The sequence below is a fragment of the Ramlibacter sp. GCM10027632 genome (assembly GCF_042675325.1).
Lineage (GTDB): Bacteria > Pseudomonadota > Gammaproteobacteria > Burkholderiales > Burkholderiaceae_C > Ramlibacter.
In genome coordinates, this window is record NZ_JBHTGW010000006.1 from 35,913 (window position 1) to 55,683 (window position 19,771).

Annotated in this window: 17 protein-coding genes and 1 pseudogene; 6 read left to right on the top strand and 12 right to left on the bottom strand. The window is 71.0% G+C overall.

Annotation, left to right across the window (positions count from 1 at the left end; all coding sequences use genetic code 11):
• Positions 1 to 16: 16 nt before the first annotated feature.
• The 4 genes from ACFQZY_RS10585 to ACFQZY_RS10600 form a co-directional block, all read right to left on the bottom strand.
• Positions 17 to 841, bottom strand: a complete 825-nt coding sequence (locus tag ACFQZY_RS10585) for an amidohydrolase family protein (RefSeq protein WP_377415596.1) — start codon at positions 839 to 841, stop codon at positions 17 to 19.
• A complete protein-coding gene (locus ACFQZY_RS10590; RefSeq protein WP_377415597.1) occupies positions 838 to 1,410 on the bottom strand; it encodes a carboxymuconolactone decarboxylase family protein in 573 nt (190 codons plus the stop codon). The genes ACFQZY_RS10585 and ACFQZY_RS10590 overlap by 4 nt, the downstream gene beginning before the upstream one ends.
• A gap of 114 nt (positions 1,411 to 1,524) precedes the next feature.
• A complete protein-coding gene (locus ACFQZY_RS10595; RefSeq protein WP_377415598.1) occupies positions 1,525 to 2,112 on the bottom strand; it encodes a hemerythrin domain-containing protein in 588 nt (195 codons plus the stop codon).
• A gap of 69 nt (positions 2,113 to 2,181) precedes the next feature.
• Complete coding sequence (locus tag ACFQZY_RS10600) at positions 2,182 to 2,817, bottom strand: ProQ/FinO family protein (protein ID WP_377415599.1); 636 nt, start codon at positions 2,815 to 2,817, stop codon at positions 2,182 to 2,184.
• 41 nt (positions 2,818 to 2,858) lie between these two features.
• Here ACFQZY_RS10600 and ACFQZY_RS10605 point away from each other — a divergent pair, with 41 nt between their 5' ends.
• Positions 2,859 to 3,335, top strand: a complete 477-nt coding sequence (locus ACFQZY_RS10605) for a peptidylprolyl isomerase (RefSeq protein ID WP_377415600.1) — start codon at positions 2,859 to 2,861, stop codon at positions 3,333 to 3,335.
• A 19-nt stretch (positions 3,336 to 3,354) separates the two neighbouring features.
• Here the strand turns inward: ACFQZY_RS10605 and ACFQZY_RS10610 are convergent, their stop codons facing one another.
• The 3 genes from ACFQZY_RS10610 to tkt all read right to left on the bottom strand — a co-directional run bounded on the left by ACFQZY_RS10610 (position 3,355) and on the right by tkt (position 8,003).
• Complete coding sequence (locus ACFQZY_RS10610) at positions 3,355 to 4,818, bottom strand: hypothetical protein (RefSeq protein ID WP_377415601.1); 1,464 nt, start codon at positions 4,816 to 4,818, stop codon at positions 3,355 to 3,357.
• A gap of 125 nt (positions 4,819 to 4,943) precedes the next feature.
• Positions 4,944 to 5,945, bottom strand: coding sequence for a type I glyceraldehyde-3-phosphate dehydrogenase (gene gap, locus ACFQZY_RS10615; protein ID WP_377415602.1), 1,002 nt, complete (start codon positions 5,943 to 5,945; stop codon positions 4,944 to 4,946).
• A gap of 39 nt (positions 5,946 to 5,984) precedes the next feature.
• Positions 5,985 to 8,003 carry a transketolase gene (gene tkt / locus ACFQZY_RS10620; RefSeq protein ID WP_377415603.1) on the bottom strand — a complete coding sequence of 673 codons (2,019 nt, stop codon included), beginning with the start codon at positions 8,001 to 8,003 and terminating at the stop codon, positions 5,985 to 5,987.
• A 118-nt stretch (positions 8,004 to 8,121) separates the two neighbouring features.
• Between tkt and murU the strand changes: the two genes are divergently transcribed.
• Complete coding sequence (gene murU / locus ACFQZY_RS10625; RefSeq protein ID WP_377415604.1) at positions 8,122 to 8,841, top strand: N-acetylmuramate alpha-1-phosphate uridylyltransferase MurU; 720 nt, start codon at positions 8,122 to 8,124, stop codon at positions 8,839 to 8,841.
• Positions 8,838 to 10,220, top strand: a complete 1,383-nt coding sequence (locus ACFQZY_RS10630) for an aminopeptidase P N-terminal domain-containing protein (protein ID WP_377415605.1) — start codon at positions 8,838 to 8,840, stop codon at positions 10,218 to 10,220. Before murU ends, ACFQZY_RS10630 begins: the two co-directional genes overlap by 4 nt.
• Here the strand turns inward: ACFQZY_RS10630 and ACFQZY_RS10635 are convergent.
• Positions 10,217 to 10,822, bottom strand: a complete 606-nt coding sequence (locus ACFQZY_RS10635) for a hypothetical protein (protein ID WP_377415606.1) — start codon at positions 10,820 to 10,822, stop codon at positions 10,217 to 10,219. The genes ACFQZY_RS10630 and ACFQZY_RS10635 overlap by 4 nt on opposite strands.
• Positions 10,819 to 11,286, bottom strand: a complete 468-nt coding sequence (locus ACFQZY_RS10640; RefSeq protein ID WP_377415607.1) for a hypothetical protein — start codon at positions 11,284 to 11,286, stop codon at positions 10,819 to 10,821. Before ACFQZY_RS10640 ends, ACFQZY_RS10635 begins: the two co-directional genes overlap by 4 nt.
• A gap of 234 nt (positions 11,287 to 11,520) precedes the next feature.
• Between ACFQZY_RS10640 and ACFQZY_RS10645 the strand changes: the two genes are divergently transcribed.
• From ACFQZY_RS10645 to ACFQZY_RS10655, 3 genes and pseudogenes are all read left to right on the top strand, one after another.
• Entirely contained in the window at positions 11,521 to 13,833 is a 2,313-nt protein-coding gene (locus ACFQZY_RS10645; RefSeq protein ID WP_377415608.1) for an NADP-dependent malic enzyme, read from the top strand.
• Positions 13,834 to 14,030: 197 nt separating this feature from the next.
• On the top strand, positions 14,031 to 14,426 hold the full coding sequence (locus tag ACFQZY_RS10650; protein WP_377415609.1) for a ribonuclease domain-containing protein: 396 nt from the start codon (positions 14,031 to 14,033) through the stop codon (positions 14,424 to 14,426).
• A gap of 48 nt (positions 14,427 to 14,474) precedes the next feature.
• A pseudogene (locus ACFQZY_RS10655) lies at positions 14,475 to 14,897 on the top strand (barstar family protein); the annotation flags it as partial.
• Between the two features lie 225 nt (positions 14,898 to 15,122).
• On the opposite strand, the gene rsmA reads toward ACFQZY_RS10655, so the two are convergent.
• From rsmA to ACFQZY_RS10670, 3 genes are read right to left on the bottom strand one after another with little or no spacing between them, the layout of a single operon-like run.
• Positions 15,123 to 15,878: a 16S rRNA (adenine(1518)-N(6)/adenine(1519)-N(6))-dimethyltransferase RsmA gene (rsmA, locus tag ACFQZY_RS10660; RefSeq protein ID WP_377415610.1), complete on the bottom strand. Its 756-nt coding sequence runs from the start codon at positions 15,876 to 15,878 to the stop codon at positions 15,123 to 15,125.
• Between the two features lie 11 nt (positions 15,879 to 15,889).
• On the bottom strand, positions 15,890 to 17,308 hold the full coding sequence (locus ACFQZY_RS10665; protein ID WP_377415611.1) for a peptidylprolyl isomerase: 1,419 nt from the start codon (positions 17,306 to 17,308) through the stop codon (positions 15,890 to 15,892).
• A 3-nt stretch (positions 17,309 to 17,311) separates the two neighbouring features.
• A complete protein-coding gene (locus ACFQZY_RS10670) occupies positions 17,312 to 19,714 on the bottom strand; it encodes an LPS-assembly protein LptD (RefSeq protein ID WP_377415612.1) in 2,403 nt (800 codons plus the stop codon).
• Positions 19,715 to 19,771: the final 57 nt, after the last annotated feature.

The window sequence follows — 19,771 nt, forward strand, 5'->3', positions numbered from 1 at the left end:
CGGCGGCCCCGGCGGGTCAGAGGTACAGGCGCGCCGGGTTGTCCTCGAGCACCTGGCGCACGACCGCGTCGCTGCCGGCCCAGGCCATGAACATGTCCAGCAGCTGCACCGGGTCCGGTGCCGGCGTCACGCGCAGGTGCGGCCAGTCGCTGCCCCAGACCAGGCGGTCGGGCGCGGCCTCCACCAGCTTCTGCTGGAACGCGCGGCCGACCTCCCAGTCGGCCTCGTTCAGCAGGTTGCGGTAGGCGCACAGCTTGACCCAGGCCTTGCCCGATTCGAGCAGGGACAGCAGGGTGCGGAAGCCCGGGTCGTCGATGCCCGCGCGGGCGTCGAAGCCGCCCATGTGGTCGATCACCACGGGCACGGGCAGGGACCGCAGGCCGTCGGCGATGGCGGGCAGGGCGCGACAGTCGGTCCACAGCTCGGCGTGCAGGCCGTTGTCGGCCAGCGCGGGGGCCAGCGCCTGCAGGTCGTCCCAGGAGGCGCTGCCGGCGAAGTTGGCGCCGGCGCCGCTGCGGTGGCTGAAGCGGGCGCCGCGCACGCCCCGGTCACGCAGGCCTGCCAGCGGCAGGGGGCTGCCCGGGCGCACCACGACCACGCCCCGCAGCGCCGGCTGCGACGCCAGGGCATGCAGCAGCAGCGAGTGGTCGTCGCCGTAGGCGCTGGGGTGCACCAGCACGCCGTGCTCCAGGTCCAGGCGCCGCAGGAGCGCCATGTACTGCGGCTCCAGGGCCTCGGGCGGGGTGTAGCTTCGCTCGGCGGCCAGCGGGAAGCGCTCGTAGGGGCCGAACAGGTGGGCGTGGCAGTCCCAGCCGCCCGGGGTGGTGGCGGGGGCGTTCACGCGAGCCCCGCGTGCTGGGGCAGGGGAAAGGCCGGCGCGACGCCTTCGGGCAAGGGGATCTCGTGGCAATTGAGCGTCATCGCGACCATGGTGTAGTAGCCGATGAGGGCGGTGAGCTCGACGACGGTGCGCGCCCCGAAGCGCGCCACGGCGGCGGCATAGGTGGCGTCGGACACCGAGCGGTGGCGATTGAGCTCGACGCTGAAGCACCAGACCAGGGCGTCGTCCGCGGACAGGCCGGGCGGCTCCTGCTGCGCCAGCAGCGCCTCGATGATCGGCGACTCCAGGCCGGCCTTCTCGCCCTCGAGGCGGTGGGCGTACCACTCGAACGGGGAGTCGCAGGCGCGGCCCGTCACCAGGATCGCCAGCTCCGACAGCCGCGGCGGCAGGGAGGTACCGTAACGAAGCAGGGCGCCGAGCGCCTGCCAGCGGTCCGCCAGCTCGGGGTTGTGCAGCGCGGCCCGCAGCGGGCCCTGGATCTTGCCGCGGGGGCCGGAGACGATGCGGTCGTACACGGCGCGCTGGGCAGCGTCCATGGTGTCGGGCGAGGGCAAGGGGATGCGTGGCATGGCGGGCATGATAGGCACGGCCCCTGCGGCGTGCCCGTCGGCAGATGCAATGCTGCTATTCACGAAGCCACAAGGCGCCCGGGCGCGCACCAGGGCCGCCGCTGCGGGGGCCCGTCACGCCGGCGCCTGCCCCCGCCGCGAGAGCTGCCCCCCCAGCCAGGCGCTCCCCAGCACGATGCCCGCCGCCACCAGCAGCGATCTCGCCGGCGCGGCCTGCACGCGGCCCCAGGCCATGGCCGGCACGCGTGGCGCCATGAGGGCCAGGCGGCGGCGCATCATCTGAGCGCCCAGCTCGCCCAGGCGTCCGCGCAGCACGCGCTCGGCCTCGGGAAGGAACAGGGTTTCCTCGTCGGCCACGTGGTGCAGCACGTCGCGCATCAGGCCCAGGAAGGCGCCGTCGAAGGTGGGGTCGGTGGGCTCGAGCTGGCGCAGCTGGGCGATCTGCCGGCGCATGCCCGCATGCTCGTCGACCGCGCGGCGCAGGAAGTCCGACGCGGAAGCCTCGCGCACGGCGGGATACAGCAGCTCCTCCTCCAGCCGGGTGTGCACCTCCAGCGCCAGGCACACCGTGCGCGCCAGGCCCTGCTTGATGCGTGGCGAGGCGGTGGCGTGGTACCGCTGGAAACGCTCGAGCACCTGGCGGTGGTCACGGCGCACGAGGTCGGTGGCACGCGGAACGGCGCGTTCGATCAGCCGGGTCATGGCCTCGCCTTTCGTGGAAGGATCGAGGCCCGGTTCTAGCGGCCCGGCCCGCGCGCCGGGTGTAGGCGCTCAGGCCGTCTGTTCGCGAGCCAGGGCATCGCGCACCAGCGCGGCGTCCAGCCCGTACATCTCGGCGAACTCCTCGACCGCCTTGCCGCTGGCGCGGAAGGCCCGCACCAGCGCCTCGCGGCGCGCGGCCTGGCCGGCGAGCTCGGCGCAGGCCTCGTCGATCAGGGACAGCGCGGTCGCATCCTGCGTGCGCACGCGCTCGAGGTAGGCGTCGCGGTCCAGGCCGGAGGCGTCGATCGCCTGCACGAAACGGGCGCGGGCCCAGGCGCGGGCCTTCTCGGCATCCTTGCCCTGGCGGCGGCGGAAGACTTCGACGATGGCATGTTGCACATGCTCGGGGGCCACGGGCTCCACCGGCTGGCCGTCCAGGTCGCAGCGCATGTCGCCGCTGGCGACGGCCTCCAGGTAGCGGCTGGAGCGCACATGCTGGCCGAGCGCCTGCTTGAGGTCGTCCTTCTCGAACGCGCCGGGGTGACGCGCCATCAGGTCCTCGAAGATGCCGAGCTTCAGCGGGCGGAAGCGCGCGCCGAACAGGCGCGGGTGCAGCTCCCACAGCGTGTGCAGCAGCGGATGCACCGGGCGCGCGCTGCGCGCCGGCTTCTTGTTCTTCGGTTTCTGGGGCTTGGGATCGCTCATGAGCCCGAGACTGTAGCCGCCCGGCGGGCACAATCGCCGGGATGAAGATCGAAAAAGACACCGTGGTGACGATGCGCTGCCGCATCACCGACGACAAGGGCCTGTTGATCCAGGACGGCAAGCACCCGCTGTCGTACCTGCATGGCGGCTATGACAACACCTTCCCGAAGATCGAGGAGGCGCTGGAAGGCCGGGCGGTGGGCGACCAGCTCGCCCTCACCCTGGCCCCGGCCGACGCCTTCGGCGAGCGTGACGAGTCCCTGCTGCGCACCATCCCCAAGAGCGACTTCCCGCCCGGCGTGAAGGTGGGCGGCGAGCTGGAGCTGCCCGGCCCCGACGGCGCCCCGCACCCCTTCACCGTGACCAAGATCAAGGGCCCGCAGGTGCTGCTCGATGGCAACCACCCGCTGGCCGGGCGCACACTGAAACTGGCGATCACCGTGACCGAGGTGCGCGCCGCCAGCGCCGAGGAAGTGGCGCACCGCCACGCCCACGGCGCGCACGGCCACCACCACTGACCGCCAGGCCTGCACGGGCTCACTCACTGGCGGCCACCGACGCGCCCGGGCCGGCCGCCTGGTGGCGGCGCCGCAAGGTGGCCGGCTGCACTGTGCCGGGCGGGTCGTCGTCCGCCTCGCGGATGTCCAGGCCCGAGCCGCCGCTGCCGATGAAGGCCTCGTAGTTCGGCCGGAACTCCGCGGCCCAGCCGGGCTGGGCCCGGCGCACCGGGTGCGCTTCCTGCACCAGGTGGCCATTGAGCCGCGCCAAGCCCTCGACCACGCCGCGCACGATGCGCAGGGCCTCTCGCGTGCCGGGTTGTCCGGCGTACAGCGTTTCCGCCATCTGCAGGAACTGGGCCGGGCTCGTGAGGAGGGTGCGCACACCCGCCAGGCTCACGATGCGCCCGACGGTCTCGCCCACGCGGCACAGGTTGCGGCAGATGGCCCCGGCCTGGCCCTTCACGGCCTCGAGCTTGAGGCTGCCGTAGTTCGCGAGGCCGGCGGCCACCAGCGCGTCATACAGCTCCAGGACCGTCTGCGCCAGCGCCTGCGCGAGCTGGCTGCCCAGGGCAGCCGCCGCGCCCGCAGGCAGGTCCTTGCCAAACGTCGCCTGCAACCCGGGGGCGAGGGCAACTTCCGCGGCCAGGCCGGCGCCGGCATAGACCACCGAGGAGGCCAGCGGCCACTCGCGGAACACCGCGTTGCCGGGGCCGGGCGCCGCGCCGGTCTGGTTCTCGACAATGCGGGCACGCGGCGTGGCGCCATCGGTCACCTGCATCACGACTTCGCTGCCGAGGGCAGCGACCAACCCGCTCACGAACTGCGCCGCCACCGCGGCGGCGCGCTCCTGGCCCTGCGCCAGCGAGGAGGAGGACGCCGTGCGCGCCGCCACCATCGGCACGATGCCGCCGCTCAGGGCAAGGGCCAGCCCCTTCTTCGCCAGGCCTGATGCCTTGCAATCCATGACCTGCGCCAGTCCATGCGCGGCCAGCGCGGTGCCCGTCGCCATGGCCACGCCCGTGCCGAGAATGCCCAGCGCCTGCGCGCCCAGGCTGCCGCCGGCCGGTGGCAGGGCCTGCTCCAGGGCAGCGGCCGCATAGGTGCCGGCGACCACGCCGGACACGCCCGCCACGAGGCGCCGGCCGGCATTGGCCAGGCCCACCGGGACGGCGATGGCCATCGCGTCATCGTAGGACTGGGGGGGTTGCCACGCAGGCGCGGTGGGCGGGTGAACCACGACCTGCACCGGGTCCTGGCCGTGGCCGTAGGCCGAGGGAGTGGAAGACGGGGGCGGCAGGTGCTCCACGGCCCGCTGCGTGACGGGTGACGGGCCCTGCGAGGGCACAGGCGGCGTCTTCCTGGGTGTCATGCCGCCGGACTTGCCTTCGCGCCACTCGGCCTCGCCGGGAAACTGGCCATCGAGGCCGCCTCCCCCGGTTTCGTAGGCGGAGGTCCCGCTGTGGGAGAGGCCGTTGCTGCTGCCGTTCTTGACTGTGAACATGGTGGGATGGGTCGGTGCTTGTTGGCGACGGCGTTGGGTCACGACGCCCCCATCCCTGTTCACGGCAGAGGAGCAAAAAAAACGCGCCCCGGGGGGCGCGTCTTCCTGCGAGGGCAGCGGCTCGATCAGCGGCCGGCCACCACGCGGACCATCTCCAGGCACTTGTTGGAGTAGCCCCACTCGTTGTCGTACCAGCTCACGAGCTTGACGAAAGTGCTGTCCAGGGCGATGCCGGCCTCGGCGTCGAAGATGGAGGTGCGCGGGTCGCCGCGGAAGTCGGTGGCGACCACCTTGTCCTCGGTGTAGCCCAGCACGCCCTTGAGCGCGCCTTCGGACTGGGCCTTGAACTCGGCGCAGATCTCGGCGTAGGTGGCGGCGCTGTTCAATTCGACGGTCAGGTCGACCACCGACACGTCGGAGGTCGGCACGCGGAAGGACATGCCGGTCAGCTTCTTGTTCAACTCGGGGATCACCACGCCCACGGCCTTGGCGGCGCCGGTGCTGGAGGGGATGATGTTCTCGAGGATGCCGCGGCCGCCGCGCCAGTCCTTGTTGGACGGGCCGTCGACGGTCTTCTGGGTGGCGGTGGCGGCGTGCACGGTGGTCATGAGGCCGCGCTTGATGCCCCACTTGTCGTTCAGCACCTTGGCCAGGGGGGCCAGGCAGTTGGTGGTGCACGAGGCGTTGGAGATGATGGCCTCGCCCTTGTAGGTCTTGTCGTTCACGCCGAAGACGAACATCGGGGTGTCGTCCTTGGACGGGGCCGACATGATCACCTTCTTGGCGCCCGCGTCGATGTGCTTCTGTGCGCCTTCCTTGGTCAGGAAGATGCCGGTGGCTTCGATCACCACGTCGGCGCCGACCTCGCCCCACTTCAGCTCGGCGGGGTCCTTGACGGCGGTCAGGCGGATCTTCTTGCCGTTGACGACCAGGGTGTTGCCCTCGACGGAGACATCGCCCTCGAAGCGGCCGTGCACGCTGTCGTACTTCAGCATGTAGGCGAGGTAGTCGGGCTCGAGCAGGTCGTTGATCGCGACCACCTCGATGTCCTTGAAGTTCTGCACCGCGGCGCGGAACACCATGCGGCCGATGCGGCCGAAACCATTGATACCGATCTTGAGAGCCATGGGATTAGTCTCCGATGAAGTTGAGGAACCGGGGGAAGCTCACTTGGCGAGCACGGCGCGGACGGTGTCCGCGACGTTCTCGGGCGTGAAGCCGAAGTGCTTGAACAGGACGGGGGCGGGCGCGGACTCACCGTAGGTGTCGATGCCGACCACCGCGGCGCAGCCGTACTTCCACCAGAAGTCGGTCACGCCCATCTCGACGGCGATGCGCGGGAGGCCGGCGGGCAGCACGGACTCCTTGTACGCGCGCTCCTGGCGGTCGAAGGCCGTGGTGCTGGGCATGGAGACCACGCGCACGGCGATGCCGCTGGCGGCGAGTTGCTCCTGGGCCTTCAGGGCCAGCTGCACTTCGGAGCCGGTGGCGATGATCACGGCCTTGGCCTTGCCCTTGGCCGGCTCGGCCAACACGTAGGCGCCGCGGCTGATCTCGCCCAGGTCGGACTTGGGCGCGTAGGCCAGGTTCTGGCGGGACAGCAGCAGGGCCGTCGGGCGGGTCTTGTTCTCCAGGGCCACGGCCCAGGCGACGGCGGTCTCGGCGGTGTCGGCCGGGCGCCAGACATCCAGGTTCGGGATGAGGCGCAGGCTGGCGGCGTGCTCGATGGACTGGTGCGTGGGGCCGTCCTCGCCCAGGCCGATGGAGTCGTGCGTGAACACGTGCACCACGCGCTGCTTCATCAGGGCCGCCATGCGGATGGCGTTGCGGCTGTAGTCGCTGAACGTGAGGAAGGTGCCGCCGTAGGGGATGTAGCCGCCGTGCAGGGCCACGCCGTTCATGATGGCGGCCATGCCGAACTCGCGCACGCCGTAGTTGATGTGGCGGCCCACCTGGCCGGCCTCGTTGCGCACGATGGCGCCCTGGGCATCCACGCGCAGGGCGGGCGTGCTCTTGGTGTTGGTCAGGTTGGAGCCGGTCAGGTCGGCGGACCCCCCCAGCAGCTCGGGCAGGGCGGCGGTGAAGGACTCCAGCGCCAGCTGCGAGGCCTTGCGGGAGGCCACGGTCTCGGCCTTGGTGTGGGCGCCGATCACGGTGTCCACGGCGACCTGCGCGAAGTTCTTCGGCAGCTCGCCCTTCATGCGGCGGGTGAACTCGGCGGCCAGCTCGGGGAAGGCGGCGGCATAGGCGGCGAAGCGCTCGTCCCAGGCGGCCTGGGCCTTGGCGCCGGCGGCCTTGGCATCCCAGGCGTCGTAGGCTTCCTGCGGGATGACGAAGGGCTCGTGGCTCCAGCCGATGGATTCGCGCGTGAGCTTGATCTCCTCGGCGCCCAGGGGCTCGCCGTGGGCCTTGGCCGTGTTGGCGCGGTTCGGGCTGCCCTTGCCGATGTGGGTCTTGGCGACCACGAGGGTGGGCTTGTCGGAGGACTTGCGGGCCTGGGCGATGGCGGCGTCGACGGCGTCGGCGTCATGGCCGTCCACCGGGCCGACCACGTTCCAGCCGTAGGCCTTGAAGCGCGCCGGGGTGTCGTCGATGAACCACGGAGCGACCTGGCCGTCGATGGAGATGCCGTTGTCGTCGTAGATCGCGACCAGCTTGTTCAGCTTCCAGGCGCCGGCCAGGGCGCAGGCCTCGTGGCTGATGCCTTCCATGAGGCAGCCGTCGCCCAGGAAGGCGTAGGTGTAGTGGTCGACGATGGCGTGGCCGTCGCGGTTGAACTCGGCGGCCAGCAGCTTCTCGGCCAGGGCCATGCCCACGGCGTTGGTGATGCCCTGGCCCAGCGGGCCGGTGGTGGTCTCGACACCCGGGGTGATGCCCACTTCGGGGTGGCCGGCGGTCTTGCTGTGCAGCTGGCGGAAGTTCTTCAGCTCCTCGATCGGCAGGTCGTAGCCGGTGAGGTGCAGCAGCGAGTAGATCAGCATCGAGCCGTGGCCGTTCGAGAGCACGAAGCGGTCGCGGTCGAACCACGCCGGGTTGGCGGGGTTGTGCTTCAGGTGACGGCCCCACAGCGCCACGGCGATGTCGGCCATGCCCATGGGGGCACCCGGGTGTCCCGAATTGGCTTGTTGAACGGCATCCATGGACAGGGCGCGGATCGCGCCCGCCATCAGGGGGGTAGTGGCCATCGGGAAGGACTCCGGGAAAAGGCGGAAAGGCGGGTGGGAGGATCGGGTAAACCCCGGATTTTACCCAGCGGGTCCGCCGGCCCCGGACCGGGGGTGGGCTTCGACTACAGTCCCCCGAATGCAAGCACAACACCCCGCCACCGCGATCGTGCTGGCCGCCGGGCGCGGCGAGCGCATGCGGCCGCTGACGGACACCTGCCCCAAGCCCCTGCTGGCGGTGCGCGGCAAGCCCCTGATGCAGTGGCACCTGGAGGCGCTGGCGCGCGGCGGCTGCGGGCATGCGGTGGTCAACACCGCCTGGCTCGGCGCGCAGATCGAGCAGCGCTTCGGGCCCGGGCTGGCAGAGGGCCCGCACATCACCTACTCGCACGAGGGCGTCGACTTCGGCGGCGCGCTCGAGACGGCCGGCGGCATCGCGCGCGCCCTGCCCGCGCTGGCGGACTGCTTCTGGGTGGTGGCCGGTGACGTGTTCATGCCCGGCTTCGAATTCCCGCACGAGGCCCTGGAGCGCTTCGCCGCGGGCAGCGCCCTGGCCCACCTGTGGCTCGTGCCCAACCCGCCACACAACCCGCGCGGCGACTTCGGCCTCGCGGCCGACGGCCATGCCCTGAACGCCCCAGCCGAAGGCGCGCCGCGCTACACCTATTCCACCGTGGGCCTGTACCGCCGGGCCCTGTTCGACGGCCTGCCCGCCGGCAACCCGCAGGGCCTGAAGGCCCCGCTCGCCCCGCTGCTTCGCGCCGCCATGGACAATGGCCGCATCACCGCGCAGCGCCACGACGGCCCCTGGACCGACGTCGGCACCCCGGAGCGGCTGGCCCAGCTCAACGCACCATGAACCACGTCTACGCCGAACGCCGCGCCCGCGTCGCCCAGCACCTGGGCCCGCAGGGCATCGCCCTGGTCCCCACCGCGCCGGAGCGCTCCCGCAACCGCGACAGCGACTACATCTACCGGCACGACAGCTACTTCTACTACCTCACCGGCTTCACCGAGCCCAACGCCTTCCTGGTGATCACCGGCGACGGCGCCAGCACCCTGTTCTGCGCGCCCAAGGACCTGGAGCGCGAGATCTGGGACGGCTACCGCCTCGGCCCCGAGGCGGCCCCGGCGGCCCTGGGCGTCAGCGCGGCGCTCTCCGTGAACGAGCTCGACACGCAGCTGCCGCGCCTGCTGGAAAACCGCGACGCGGTGTGGTTCCCGTTCGCGATCCACGAGGGCCTGGAGTCGCGCGTGGCGGGCTGGCTGCAGAAGGTGCGCGCCCGCGTGCGCTTCGGCGCGCAGTGCCCCGAGCAGCAGCACGACCTGTGCGGCCTGCTGGACGAGATGCGCCTGGTCAAGGACGCCCACGAGCAGGACATCATGCGCCGCGCCAGCGCCATCAGCGCCCGGGCCCACGTGCGGGCCATGCGCACCTGCGCGCAGATGCTGCGCGAGGGACGGGACGTGCGCGAGTACCACCTCGACGCCGAGCTGCTGCACGAGTTCCGCATGGGCGGCTCGCAGTACCCGGCCTATGGCTCCATCGTCGCCGCCGGCGCCAATGCCTGCGTGCTGCATTACCGCGCCGACGCCGCGCCGGTGCGCGCCGGCGAGCTGGTGCTGATCGACGCCGGCTGCGAGCTCGATGGCTACGCCAGCGACATCACCCGCACCTTCCCGGCGGACGGCCGCTTCACCGGGCCGCAGCGCGCGCTGTACGACCTGGTGCTGGCCTCGCAGGACGCCGCCATCGCGGCGACGAAGCCGGGCGCCCGCTTCACCGACCCGCACGAGGCCACGGTGAAGGTGCTGGCCCAGGGCATGCTCGATGTCGGCCTGCTCGACCGCAACGCGGTCGGCACGGTGGACGACGTGATCGAGAAGCGCGCCTACTTCGCCTTCTACATGCACCGCACCGGCCACTGGCTGGGGATGGACGTGCACGATTGCGGCAGCTACGTGGAGCCGGGCGAGGCGGGCGAGGTCACCGAGCGGCGCGACCCGCTGTCCAACGAGGTGATCAGGAACCGCCCGAGCCGCATCCTGCGGCCCGGCATGGTGCTCACCATCGAGCCCGGCATCTACGTGCGCCCCGGGCCGGGCGTGCCGGAGCACTTCCACCACATCGGCATCCGCATCGAGGACGACGCCATCGTCACCGAGGGCGGCTGCGAGCTGATCACTCGCGGCGTGCCAGTGAAGGCGGACGAGATCGAGGCGCTGATGCGCGGCTAGCGGGGCGGGGCAGGCGCGCCGTCGCCCGGAGGCAGCGGCCGGGCATATTCCAGCGTCAGATTGACGCAGTCCGGGCCGGCCACGCGGCCCAGCCCCTCCAGGATCTCCACCGCCTCGGCCACGCCCAGCGCAGTCTCCCGGGTGCGGACCTCCGCCTCGGCGGCGTCCAGCGCCTGGGCGGTCGGGTTGTCCGCCACGTCGCGCTGGTCCGACCTGCGGCACGCCAGGCAGCAACAGCCCAGGCCGAGTCCGCCTGCGGAGCAGCACGCGCCGCCCAGGTAGGAGACGATCCGCCAGCCCAGGGGCATGGCGCAGATGGAAGCGGTCACCAGGTAGCCGATGCCGATCGCGGCGACCCCGAAGCAGCCTTCGGCCGTGAATCCGTTGTGGGTGAGACGCACGGCGGCCTCACCGGCCCGCGCCCGGCGCTCCCGCATGGCGCCGGCCTCCTGCCGCGAAGCCTCCAGCGACTGCCGGAGTCCGGCGAGGTCGGGGCGCGGGTTTCGGACGGCGGCCGGCTCCACCTGCATGGCCTCGCGCGGCGGGGCGCCGCTCGAGGGCGCCGGGTGCCAGCGTACGGGGGAGTCCGCCAGCGGGGTCATTCCTTGCCCCCGAGCCGGGGCGCGCAGGCCCCGATCACAAACGACCGGCCTTCGTGGATATCCAGGTCATCCGACACGATGGTGACCAGGTCGCCGGGCAACCCGTCGAGCAGCGGTCGGCGGACCGCGGCCTCGATCCCCTGGCAGTTCTTCAAAAGGTGGCTGGCGTGCGCGACCCGTTCAGCGGCCAGCTCGCGCGCGCCACTGAAGAACGGCTCCCCCGTCACGGCCGGTCCCGGGAACCGCTCGCGCTCGACGACCAGGGCCTGTTCCACCCGGGCGAGCCGATCGCGTGCGGCCCGAAGCTCCCGGGAGTCGCCGGGACGGACCACGGCCCGGGCGCCCGGGCGTCCCGGCGAAGTGGGGGACGAAGGCGGCAGGCCCAGGCTGTCGGGCTCGCCGGCGAGCCCCATCACCGGCGGCACCCGCCAGAGGTGGGGCGGTTTCGATCCAGGGGGAACCATGCGCAATCTCCTCGAAGCTTGAACGAGGCCCCTCGGTAACCGGGTGGCCTTCGGGCGCCGATCGATTGATGGAATCGAAAGCGAATCATCGATTGATATAAACAATTCGATCGGCCCTGGCGCGGCTTGGACCGGCGCCCACATGGATGAGGGGGCGGGTCTACAATCGCCACCCTCAAAACAAGCACGGACACCACGATTCCAAGGGATGCCGTGCGCGAGGAGATCTCATTCATGTCCGCCACCCCGCCGGTGAAACCGGAAGACAAGCGCGCGCTCCTGCGCCAGGCCGCCCTCGAGTACCACGAGTTCCCGACCCCCGGCAAAGTCGCCATCCAGGCGACCAAGCAGTTGATCAACCAGCGTGACCTCGCGCTGGCCTACTCGCCCGGCGTGGCGGCCCCCTGCGAAGAGATCGTCAAGGACCCGGCCAACGCCTTCCGCTACACCTCGCGCGGCAACCTGGTGGCCGTGATCACCAACGGCACCGCGGTGCTGGGCCTGGGCGATATCGGCCCGCTCGCCGCCAAGCCGGTGATGGAGGGCAAGGGCGTCCTGTTCAAGAAGTTCGCCGGCATCGACGTCTTCGACATCGAGATCAACGAGAAGCACGACCTCGACAAGCTGGTCGACATCATTGCCTCGCTGGAGCCCACCTTCGGCGGCGTGAACCTGGAGGACATCAAGGCCCCCGACTGCTTCTACGTCGAGCGCAAGCTGCGCGAGCGCATGAAGATCCCGGTCTTCCACGACGACCAGCACGGCACCGCCATCGTGGTGGGCGCGGCCATCATCAACGGCCTGAAGGTCGTGGGCAAAGACCTCAAGCAGGTCAAGCTCGTCACCTCCGGCGCCGGCGCCGCCGCCCTGGCCTGCCTGCAGCTGCTGGTGAAGCTGGGCCTGCCGCGCGAGAACATTTTCGCCACCGACCTCGCCGGCGTGGTCTACAAGGGCCGCACCGAGCTGATGGACGAGGACAAGGTCCAGTTCGCCCAGGACACGCCCCACCGCACCCTGGCCCAGGCCATCGAGGGCGCCGATATCTTCCTGGGCCTGTCCGCCGGCGGCGTGCTCAAGCCCGAGATGGTCAAGACCATGGCGGCCAACCCGCTGATCCTGGCGCTGGCCAACCCCAACCCCGAGATCCAGCCGGCCGACGCCAAGGCCGTGCGCCCCGACGCCATCCTGGCCACCGGCCGCACCGACTTTCCGAACCAGGTCAACAACGTCCTGTGCTTCCCCTACATCTTCCGCGGCGCCCTGGACTGCGGCGCCACCACGATCACCGATGAGATGGAGATCGCGGCCGTCCACGCCATCGCCGAGCTGGCCCAGGCCGAGCAGAGCGAGGTGGTGGCAGCGGCCTACGTGGGCGAACAGCTGGCCTTCGGCCCGGAATACCTGATTCCCAAGCCGTTCGACCCCCGCCTGATGATCAAGATCGCCCCGGCCGTGGCCGAGGCCGCTGCCGCCAGCGGTGTGGCCCAGCGCCCGATCCAGGACATGGACGCCTACCGCGACCGGCTGCAGAGCTTCGTCTATGCGTCCGGCACCGCGATGAAGCCCATCATGGCCGCCGCCAAGCTGGCCAAGAAGAAGCGCGTCGCCTTCTGCGAGGGCGAGGAAGAACGCATCCTGCGCGCCGCCCAGATCGTGGTCGACGAGGGCATCGCCCGCCCGACCCTGATCGGCCGCCCGGCGGTGATGGCCCAGCGCATCGAGAAGTTCGGCCTGCGCCTGCGCGCCGGCGTCGACTACGACGTGGTCAACGTGGAGCAGGACGACCGCTACCGCGAGTTCTGGCAGACCTACCACGCCATGACCGAGCGCAAGGGCGTGACGGTGCAGATGGCCAAGATCGAGATGCGCCGCCGCCTCACGCTGATCGGCGCGATGCTGCTGCACAAGGACCAGGTCGACGGCATGATCTGCGGCACCTGGGGCCTGACCTCGCTGCACCTGCAGTACATCGACCAGGTCATCGGCCGCCGCCCGGGCGTGAACACCTACGCCGCCATGAACGGCCTGATCCTGCCCGGACGCCAGGTCTTCCTGGTCGACACGCACGTCAACTACGACCCCACGGCCGAGCAGCTCGCCGAGATCACGGTCCAGGCCGCCGAGGAAATGATGCGCTTCGGCATCAAGCCCAAGGCCGCGCTGCTGTCGCACTCCAGCTTCGGCTCGAGCAACCAACCCAGCGCCGTCAAGATGCGCCAGGTGCTGGACCTGCTGCGCAGCCGGGCGCCCTGGCTGGAGGTGGATGGCGAGATGCATGGCGACGTCGCCCTGGACGGCGCCGCCCGTGCCCAGCTGATGCCCAACAGCACCCTGACCGGCGATGCCAACCTGCTGGTGCTGCCCAACATCGACGCGGCCAACATCTCGTACAACCTGCTGAAAACGGCGGCGGGCGGCAACATCGCCATCGGCCCGGTGCTGCTGGGCGCGGCCAAGCCGGTCCACATCCTGACTCCCAGCGCGACCGTGCGCCGGATCGTCAACATGACGGCCCTGACCGTGGCCGACGCCAACGTCTCTCGCTGAGCATTTACGTACTACAAAACGACAGTTGGCACTAACTTGGGCCACTGTCAACCGGCCCCGGAATGGCCTTCCCGGCTGCCCAAAATATGGGCAGCCGCTTGCCTTTTCTGACGGGATCATTCACACTCGCGGCTTTGCAGCGTCCGGGTAAACCCGGGCCGTGGCGTCCACGAGGCCACCCCCCGCAGAACCGTTCCATGTCGCCCGCCGCCTTCCTCAAGTTTGCGCTCACTAGCTTCTTGATGTCGGTGGCCTTCACAGGCCCAGCGCCCGCGAAGACCCAGGCCGATCCCGCCGCCGGCAGCGCCGCCATCGTTTCGTTGGCCGAGCTTCCCAGGCAGGGCCGTGAAACCTACGAACGGATCCGCCAGGGCGGTCCCTTTCCTTTCGAAAAGGACGGCACGGTGTTCTTCAACCGTGAAAAGCAGCTCCCGCCGGCGGCGAGGGGCTACTGGCGGGAGTACACCGTGGTGACGCCCGGGTCGCGCGACCGGGGGGCCCGGCGCATCGTTTGCGGCGGCCCGCCCCGGATTCCGGACGCTTGTTATTACACCGCCGACCACTACGCCAGTTTTCGCAAGATCGTGGAGTGACCCCGGATGAAACGGGATCTGTTTTTGAACATGGAAAGAACCGCGGAGATGGACAAGTCCCTTCGCCCCAACGTCAGCGACACGCCCCTGAAGGGCGTGCGCAGCAACATCGTGCAATCCATCCGCGCCCACCGCGTACAGGACCTGCAGGATGCCGCCAGCGCCCTGGGCCACCACTTCCTGTACGCCAACCTGGCCAATGCCCAGAGCAAGCAGGACGTGCTGGACATGATCGCCGCGCAATTCATGCTGCCGGCCCACTTCGGCAAGAACTTCGACGCGCTGTACGACTGCATGACCGACCCGGTCCACAAGTCGGGCCCGCAGCCGGGCTTCGTGGTGGTGCTGGAATCGATCCCGGCCAACGCCAAGTTCGACAAGGAAGCACGCGAGCAGCTGCTGGACATCTTCCGTGACTGCTCCGACTACTGGGGCGACCGCAAGATCCCGTTCCGCTGCTTCTACTCCTTCTCCGTGGCACGCGCCGCCAGCGGCGAGAAGGCACCCGAAGCCACCGGCGCGGCCGAAGCCGGTGAGAACGCGGCCGAAGCCGGCGAGAAGATGCCGACCGACAAGCTGGTCGACGTGTCCCCGCTGGCCCTGCGTATGAGCAGCCCGTTCAACGCCGGCTACTGGCTGACCGCCGCCTGAGCCCCTTCCGGCTCACACGAAAAAGCCCCGCTGTGCGGGGCTTTTTCATTGGGCCATCGCCAGCGCGACAAACTCATCGGGCGGGACCTCCTCCGCCCGGCGCTGCAGGTCGAAGTCGCCGGCATACCCGCGCTGCTCCAGCCACTTGCCCAGCGTGTGCCGCAGCAGCTTGCGGCGCTGGCTGAACGCCACCTGCACCAGCTCGGACAGCAGGTCCGGGTCGACCGCGGCGGGCTGCGCCCGGGGCACCATGCGCACCACCGCGCTGTCCACCTTGGGCGGCGGATCGAAGGCCTCGGGCGGCACGAAGAGGATGTCCTCCATCTCGTAACGCCACTGCAGCATGACCGACAGGCGCCCGTAGGCTGCGGTGGAGGGCCGCGCCACCATCCGGTCGATCACTTCCTTCTGGAGCATGAAGTGCTGGTCCTGCACCCGGTCGGCGAACGGCAGGAGGTGGAACAGGATGGGCGAGGAGATGTTGTACGGCAGGTTGCCGACGACGCGCAGCTTCGCGCCCAGGCGCTGCTGCAGCGCGCCGAAGTCGACCTTCAGCACGTCGCTCTCGACCACGTCGAGCTGGGGGTGGGCGCGCAGGCGCACGGCGAGGTCGCGATCGAGCTCGATGACGGTCAGCCGCCCCAGGCGCTCGACCAGGGGCTGGGTGAGGGCGGCCAGGCCGGGGCCGATCTCCACCATCGGCTCGCCCGGGCGCGGGTCGATGGCGCGCACGATGGCGTCGATGATGGCGGAGTCGGACAGGAAGTGCTGGCCGAAGCGCTTGCGCGCGATGTGCTTCACGGCAGGAGCCCTTATTGCGGCGGTTCGCGCATCTCGACCCAGGCGCGGCCGCGCACGTCCTGCGCCCAGCGCTCGTAGGTATCGTCGAGCTTCTTCTCGCGCAGCTGGGCGCGTGCGTACTCCCGCTGCTCGCGGGCGCCCAGCGCCTGCCGGCGGCGCTCGACCAGCTGCAGCAGGTGCACGCCGAAGCGCGAGACGAACGGCTCGGCGATCTGGCCGGGGTTCAGGCCGTTCATGACCTCCTCGAACTCGGGCACGAACATGCCGGGGGCCGCCCAGCCCAGGTCGCCGCCCTGGGCGGCGCTGCCGTCCTGGGAGTGCTCGCGGGCAAGCGCGGCAAAGTCGCCCTGGCCGGACTCGATCCGGCGCTTGTAATCAGCCAGGCGCGCCCGCGCGCCCGCCTCGCTGAGCGAGGCGCCCGGGCGCAGCAGGATGTGGCGGGCGCGGCTCTGGACCACGCTGAAGGCCCCGTCCTGGCGCTTCTCGAGCACCTTGAGCACGTGGAAGCCGGCACCCGAGCGCACCAGGTCGCTCACCCCGCCGGCCGGCAGGGCCGCCGCGGCCTCGAGGAACAACGACGGGTAGCGGTCCGCAGGCCGCAGGCCGAAGGCGCCGCCGCTGCGGGCGGCATCCGGCGCGTCCGAGGCCTCGCGGGCCAGCTGGGCGAAGTCCTCGCCCGCCCGGGCCCGGGCCTGCACCCGTGCGGCCTTGGCGCGCAGCGCTTCGACCTGCACCGGCGTGGCGTTCTCGGGAACGGCCACCAGGACCTGGGCCAGGTTGAGCTCGAGGGTGGACAGGTCGCCGCTGCCTTGCTGGTCGCGCAGGAACTGGTCGATCTCGGCCTCGGTGACGCGCACGCGGGCCTCGACCTCGCGGTCACGCAGCCGCGACAGCACCAGCTGCTCGCGCAGGTCCTGGCGGAAGGCGGACAGCGAGAGCCCTTCGGCCACGATGCGGCGGCGCAGCTCGGGCACGTCGATGCGGTTCTGGCGGGCGACGTTCTGCTCGGCCTGGTCGACCTGGGCATCGTCCACCTTGATGCCGCTCTCGCGCGCCAGCTGCAGCTGCGCGCGTTCGGAAATCAGGCGGTCGAGCACCTGCCGCGCCAGCTGGTCGGGCGGGGGCAGGGCGACACCCTGCTGGGCCAGTTGCTGCTGGGTGCGTGCCAGGCGGGCGCGGACCTCGCTGTTGGTGATGGGCTCGGAGTTGACGACCGCGACGATGAAATCGGCCTGACGCACCGCGCTGTCCGCCGGCTTCGCGCCGGCGCGCGGCGCCTCGGGCGTCGGTGCGGCCGGGCGCGCCGCCGCGGCGGGCGCTGGGGAGGTGCCCAGGCGCAGCTGGGCGTGGGCCGAGGAGGCCAGGCCGCCTGTGGCCGCAAGGGCGGCAAGCGCGAGGGCGCGCAGGCGGGGGGAGGCGCGTTCAGTCATGGCTTAGTCGTAGTTGGTGAAGCGGCTGGGAGCAGCCACCTGGTCGCGCAGGAACTGGTACCGGGGGATATTGTCCTTGAGCACGCCAGTCGCATTGGTGCCCAGCCGGCTGAAGCCGACGAACTCCAGCTGGAAGAGGATCCGGGTGTTGGCCGTCGGGCGGCCGGTCTGCAGGCGCTCGAGCACCACGCGGCCGATCCAGCAGCAGCCGTCGTACTCGATGCCGGCGATGGCATCGACCAGCTTGCGCTCCTTCAGGCTCATGTTGAGGCGGCCCACCCCATACCAGCGCCCGCCGCCCTGGCCGCGGCCGGGGCCGAGGTCCAGGCCGCGGTCGCCCCACAGGTCGTTGATCGGCCACTGCCAACCGATGTCCAGCTGCTCGCTCTGCCCGCGCTGCAGGCGGTAGGCGGCGTTGACGAGGCGGTAGGGCGTGGGGTTGTAGCGCGCGCCCAGGGTCACCCGTTCGGACCGGCTGGTCTTGGGGTTGTACTGGGCCGTCATGTCGGTGGTCCAGGCCGGCACCCAGTTGAGCGAGCCGCCGATGAGCAGGTCCGAGAGGCGGTCGGTCGCCGGCGTGCCGCCGGGCAGGACGACCCGCTGGTCCTCGAAGCGCAGGCGCTGGGCCAGGCCGAAGCGCGCGAGCTCGGCGCCGGTGCCCGGGTCCTGCAGCCGGCTGATCGCGCCCAGCGTCAGGAGGTTGTTGTCGGCGATGCGGTCGTGCCCGCCGAAGGTGTTCTCGCTGAAGATGGTGGCGAAGTTGAAGTCGGTCGCCGCCGAGTCGTAGTTCGGCAGGTGGTTCTGCGAGCGGAACGGGGTGTAGACATAGAACGCGCGCGGCTCCAGCGTCTGCACGAGGGCCCGGCCGAACAGGCGGGTGTCGCGCTCGAACACCAGGCCGCTGGACAGGCTGTACGTGGGCACCGTGACCTGCGCGCTCTCGGCGCCCGCGCCCGGCGCGGTGGCGGTGCTGCCCAGGGGCGCGTCGAAGCGGTACTGGCGCGCATGCAGCTGCAGGCGCGGAACCACGAACCAGCCCGGCGCCTGCCAGGGCCGGGCGAGCTGCGCCATCACGAAGCTGCGCTGGGCGTTGGGCTGGAGGGTCAGCTCGCGCACCGAGCGGAACTCGGTGAAGTCGGCCTCGACGTAGCCCGTCAGGCCGCCAGGCAGGTTGCGCTCGCGCCAGCGCCCGACCAGCTGCGGCAGCCGGTCGTAGGGCGGCACGATGGGCGCCGACACGTCCTGCAGCGTCTGCCACTTCAGCGCGCGCGCCTGCAGCGACCAGGCGCCCTGGCCCCAGGTGAACGAGCCGTCATTGGCCAGCAGGCGCTGGGTCAGCGAGGTGGTGCCGGTGAAGAAGCTGGTGCCGCGGGTGAAGTCGCGCCAGTAGTTGTCGTCGCTGACACGATTGAGCTCGAGGTTCAGGCCCATGCCCCCGGGCAGCGGCGTGCGCGTGAGGCGGTCGTTGTGCCGCAGGCTGTAGGACCAGCGGTCCTGGTCCCGCAGCGGGTCGCCGGGCAGCATGCTGGCGCGCAAGGTGCCGCGGTGGTCGGGCTCGAGGTAGCGGAACTCGCCGCCGAGGTTCAGCCCGCGCTGGGTCAGCACGGTGGGCGCAACGGTGAGGTCGCGGTTCGGCGCGATGTTCCAGTAGTAGGGCGCCGAGACCATGGTGCCGCTGACGTTGTCCATCGCCAGCGTCGGCGGCAGGAAGCCGGACTTGCGCTTGTCCGACAGCGGGAAGCTCATCGCCGGGAACGGCAGGATCGGCACGCCGAAGAAGCGCAGGCGCGCGCCGTGGGCCAGGCCGGTCTCCTCCTCGTCGTCGATCGCGATCTGGTCGGCGGTGAGCATCCAGGCCGGCGCGCCGCTGTCGCCGGGCTCGCGCCGGCAGGTGGTGTAGGAGGCCTGCCGGATGATGGCGTGCTGGTCGTCGAGGAAGTCGATGCGCGAGGCCCGGCCGTAGGCGCCATTGCGCAGGAAGCGGTAGCTCGGGTCGGTGAAGAAGCCCTGGAAGGCGTCGACCTTGATCTCAGCCTGCGTGCCCTCGTAGACATCGCCCGCGCGGTTCACGCGCACCCGGCCCTGCGCCTTGGCGAGGTCCTCGGGCTGGTGGTACTCGATGCGGTCGGCGCGCAGCACCATGTCGCCCCGGCGCAGCACGGCGTTGCCCTCGATCACGGTGTCAAGCTCGGTGCGGCCGGTGATGCGGTCTCCCTCGACGAAAGTCGGCAGCTGGCGGCGCTGCTCGGGCGGCAGCTGCTCGCGCAGCTGCGGGCTCGGGCGCAGCGCTGCGGCATCGGGCGCCTGCGCGCCCGCAGGCGCGCCATGCAGCAGGCCGGCGGCGACGAGCGCCACGGGCGTGAGGGCAAAGCGCGCGCGCCGGACCGGGTGGGAAAACGGTTGCATCAGGGCTTGGGAAGCGCCCGGCAGGAGGGCCGGCGCGCGGGTTCGGTTTGTAGAATC

Excerpts from the sequence above, each read along its gene's own strand:
- ACFQZY_RS10590 (WP_377415597.1), bottom strand. The coding sequence starts at position 1,410 with ATGCCACGCATCCCCTTGCCCTCGCCCGACACCATGGACGCTGCCCAG.
- tkt (WP_377415603.1), bottom strand. The coding sequence starts at position 8,003 with ATGGCCACTACCCCCCTGATGGCGGGCGCGATCCGCGCCCTGTCCATG.
- ACFQZY_RS10605 (WP_377415600.1), top strand. The coding sequence starts at position 2,859 with ATGAAGATCGAAAAAGACACCGTGGTGACGATGCGCTGCCGCATCACC.
- ACFQZY_RS10595 (WP_377415598.1), bottom strand. The coding sequence starts at position 2,112 with ATGACCCGGCTGATCGAACGCGCCGTTCCGCGTGCCACCGACCTCGTG.
- ACFQZY_RS10610 (WP_377415601.1), bottom strand. The coding sequence starts at position 4,818 with ATGTTCACAGTCAAGAACGGCAGCAGCAACGGCCTCTCCCACAGCGGG.
- ACFQZY_RS10670 (WP_377415612.1), bottom strand. The coding sequence starts at position 19,714 with ATGCAACCGTTTTCCCACCCGGTCCGGCGCGCGCGCTTTGCCCTCACG.
- ACFQZY_RS10630 (WP_377415605.1), top strand. The coding sequence starts at position 8,838 with ATGAACCACGTCTACGCCGAACGCCGCGCCCGCGTCGCCCAGCACCTG.
- ACFQZY_RS10640 (WP_377415607.1), bottom strand. The coding sequence starts at position 11,286 with ATGGTTCCCCCTGGATCGAAACCGCCCCACCTCTGGCGGGTGCCGCCG.
- ACFQZY_RS10635 (WP_377415606.1), bottom strand. The coding sequence starts at position 10,822 with ATGACCCCGCTGGCGGACTCCCCCGTACGCTGGCACCCGGCGCCCTCG.
- ACFQZY_RS10600 (WP_377415599.1), bottom strand. The coding sequence starts at position 2,817 with ATGAGCGATCCCAAGCCCCAGAAACCGAAGAACAAGAAGCCGGCGCGC.
- ACFQZY_RS10650 (WP_377415609.1), top strand. The coding sequence starts at position 14,031 with ATGTCGCCCGCCGCCTTCCTCAAGTTTGCGCTCACTAGCTTCTTGATG.
- ACFQZY_RS10665 (WP_377415611.1), bottom strand. The coding sequence starts at position 17,308 with ATGACTGAACGCGCCTCCCCCCGCCTGCGCGCCCTCGCGCTTGCCGCC.
- ACFQZY_RS10645 (WP_377415608.1), top strand. The coding sequence starts at position 11,521 with ATGTCCGCCACCCCGCCGGTGAAACCGGAAGACAAGCGCGCGCTCCTG.
- gap (WP_377415602.1), bottom strand. The coding sequence starts at position 5,945 with ATGGCTCTCAAGATCGGTATCAATGGTTTCGGCCGCATCGGCCGCATG.
- murU (WP_377415604.1), top strand. The coding sequence starts at position 8,122 with ATGCAAGCACAACACCCCGCCACCGCGATCGTGCTGGCCGCCGGGCGC.